A 2,976-nucleotide genomic window follows, 5' to 3' on the forward strand; every position below is an offset into this window, starting at 1 on the left:
GCCGCTACTCATCCCATGGAACGTTGTCGGCACGATCTGGCAGGTGTTCGGCCGCAACGACATTGGCCTGCTCGGCTACTACGTCAACGCATTCGGCATCGACTACAACTATGTCCAGGATCCGATCGACGCGTGGGTCACCGTCATCATCATGGACGTGTGGCACTGGACGAGCCTGGTCGTGCTGCTCTGCTATGCCGGCCTGGTTTCGATCCCGGACGCCTTCTACCAGGCGGCCAAGATCGACGGCGCCTCGCGCTGGGCGGTGTTCCGCTACATCCAGTTGCCGAAGATGCAGCGCGTGCTGCTGATCGCGGTGCTGCTGCGCTTCATGGACTCCTTCATGATCTATACCGAGCCCTTCGTCGTCACCGGCGGCGGTCCCGGCAATTCGACCACGTTCCTGTCGATCGACCTCGTCAAGATGGCGCTCGGTCAGTTCGATCTCGGTCCGGCGGCGGCCATGTCGCTGGTCTATTTCCTGATCATCCTGTTGTTGTCGTGGGTGTTCTACACCGTGATGACCAACTACGACGCGGAGCGCTGAGATGGCGAGCGCAAACGAGACGACACGCGTAAGCGAAGCGGCGGTCACCGAGGTAGGCAGCACCCTTTCGCAGGACGAGGTGGCGAAGCTGATGCGGCGCCGGGGCGAGGAATCGCGCTGGTGGTGGATTGTGCCGACACTCTACATCGTCGTGCTGCTGCTGCCGATCTACTGGCTCATCAACATGAGCTTCAAGACCAATGCGGAGATCGTCTCGTCGCTGACGTTGTTCCCGCACAATCCGACGCTGGCAAACTACCGCACCATCTTCACCGATGCGTCCTGGTATTCGGGCTACATCAATTCGATCACCTATGTGGTGATGAACATGGTGATCTCGGTGGCCGTGGCGCTGCCCGCGGCGTACGCCTTCTCGCGCTACCGCTTCCTCGGCGACAAGCACCTGTTCTTCTGGCTGTTGACGAACCGCATGGCGCCGCCGGCGGTGTTCGCCCTGCCGTTCTTCCAGCTCTATTCGGCCTTCGGCCTGATCGACACGCATATCGCGGTGGCGCTGGCGCACTGTCTGTTCAACGTGCCGCTGGCGGTGTGGATCCTGGAAGGCTTCATGTCCGGGGTGCCGAAGGAGATCGACGAGACCGCCTATATCGACGGCTATTCCTTCCCGCGCTTCTTCGTAAAGATCTTCATGCCGCTGATCGCGAGCGGCATCGGTGTCGCCTGCTTCTTCTGCTTCATGTTCTCTTGGGTGGAGCTTTTGATCGCCCGAACGCTGACGACGACCGACGCCAAGCCGATCGCGGCCACCATGACCCGCACCGTCTCGGCCGCCGGCATGGACTGGGGGCTGCTCGCCGCAGCCGGCGTGCTGACGCTGATCCCCGGCGCGCTCGTGATCTGGTTTGTGCGCAACTATATCGCCAAGGGCTTCGCCCTGGGGAGGGTGTGATCGATGAACCTCGACTTCTCCTGGATGGCGTGGACGTTGCCGACAGCGGCTTTCTTCGGAACCGTATTGCTGCTGCTGGTCGGCATGGCGGCCTGGGAATATGCCTCGCCCGGCGGCAATCCGCGGGTCGGGATCCTGCGCTTCGAAACGACGCGCGGCGACCGCCTCTTCCTGTCGCTGCTCGGCAGCGCCTTTATCCATCTCGCTTGGCTGGGTCTCGTTGGACCCAACCTGTGGTGGGCTCTCGCTCTCTCCGTGGTCTACGCGATCGGCGTATTCCGATACGTATAGAGGGGGAAATAGTTGGAGCGGCCGCGTGCCGGCAGCCGCTCCAGATCGCACTTGCAACCTAAGACTGGAGGAAACACATGCGACGGCAAATTTTTACATCAACGACAGCCATTGCACTATTGCTGGGCGTAGGTAACGCCTATGCCGGTATGGACGAGGCAAAAGCCTTTCTCGACAAGGAGATAGGTGATCTGTCGACGCTTTCGCGCGCCGATCAGGAAAAGGAAATGCAGTGGTTCATCGACGCAGCCAAGCCGTTTGCCGGCATGGACATCAAGGTCGTGTCGGAAACCATCGCCACCCATTCCTATGAATCGCAGGTGCTGGCGCCGGCCTTCTCGGCCATCACCGGCATCAAGGTCACCCACGACACGATCCAGGAAGGTGATGTGGTCGAGAAGATCCAGACCCAGATGCAGACCGGTCAGAACCTCTATGACGGCTGGGTCAACGACTCCGACCTGATCGGCACGCACTGGCGCTACCAGCAGGTGCGCAACCTGACCGACTGGATGGAAGGCGACGGCAAGGACGTCACCAATCCGAATCTCGACCTGAAGGACTTCATCGGCACCTCGTTCACGACGGCGCCCGACAAGAAGCTCTATCAACTGCCGGACCAGCAGTTCGCGAACCTCTACTGGTTCCGCTACGACTGGTTCAACGACGAGAAGAACAAGGCCGACTTCAAGGCCAAGTACGGCTACGACCTCGGCGTTCCCGTCAACTGGTCGGCCTATGAGGACATCGCCGCGTTCTTCACCGGCCGCGAAATCGATGGCAAGAAGGTCTACGGCCACATGGACTACGGCAAGAAGGACCCATCGCTCGGCTGGCGGTTCACCGACGCCTGGCTGTCCATGGCCGGCAACGGCGACAAGGGCATTCCGAACGGCCTGCCGGTCGACGAATGGGGCATCAAGGTCGACGAGAATTCGCGGCCCGTGGGCTCCTGCACCGCGCGCGGCGGCGACACGAATGGTCCGGCTGCCGTCTACTCGATCCAGAAATACCTCGACTGGCTGAAGGCTTACGCTCCGGCCGAAGCGCAGGGCATGACCTTCTCCGAATCCGGCCCGGTTCCGGCGCAGGGTGGGGTGGCCCAGCAGATCTTCTGGTACACCGCTTTCACCGCCTCGATGGTCGACGCCAGCGCCAAGGCGGTGCTGAACGGCGACGGCACGCCGAAGTGGCGCATGGCGCCGTCGCCGCACGGCGTCTACTGGAA

Annotated in this window: 4 protein-coding genes; all 4 read left to right on the forward strand. The window is 61.7% G+C overall.

Features of this window, described 5'->3' with window-relative positions; translation table 11 throughout:
* Positions 1-547 (forward strand): sugar ABC transporter permease (locus tag EOA60_RS26390; protein ID WP_164899542.1); only part of this gene is annotated, 547 nt, incomplete at its 5' end.
* A 1-nt stretch (position 548) separates the two neighbouring features.
* Positions 549-1,457 (forward strand): carbohydrate ABC transporter permease, encoded by a 909-nt coding sequence (locus tag EOA60_RS26395; protein ID WP_066992537.1) that lies wholly within the window; start codon positions 549-551, stop codon positions 1,455-1,457.
* Between the two features lie 3 nt (positions 1,458-1,460).
* On the forward strand, positions 1,461-1,748 hold the full coding sequence (locus EOA60_RS26400) for a DUF2160 domain-containing protein (protein WP_067319787.1): 288 nt from the start codon (positions 1,461-1,463) through the stop codon (positions 1,746-1,748).
* Between the two features lie 77 nt (positions 1,749-1,825).
* Positions 1,826-2,976, forward strand: a 1,151-nt coding sequence (locus EOA60_RS26405; RefSeq protein ID WP_164899543.1) for an ABC transporter substrate-binding protein, incomplete at its 3' end; no start/stop codon positions are given.

This window comes from Mesorhizobium sp. M1A.F.Ca.IN.020.06.1.1 (genome assembly GCF_004023265.1).
Lineage (GTDB): Bacteria > Pseudomonadota > Alphaproteobacteria > Rhizobiales > Rhizobiaceae > Mesorhizobium.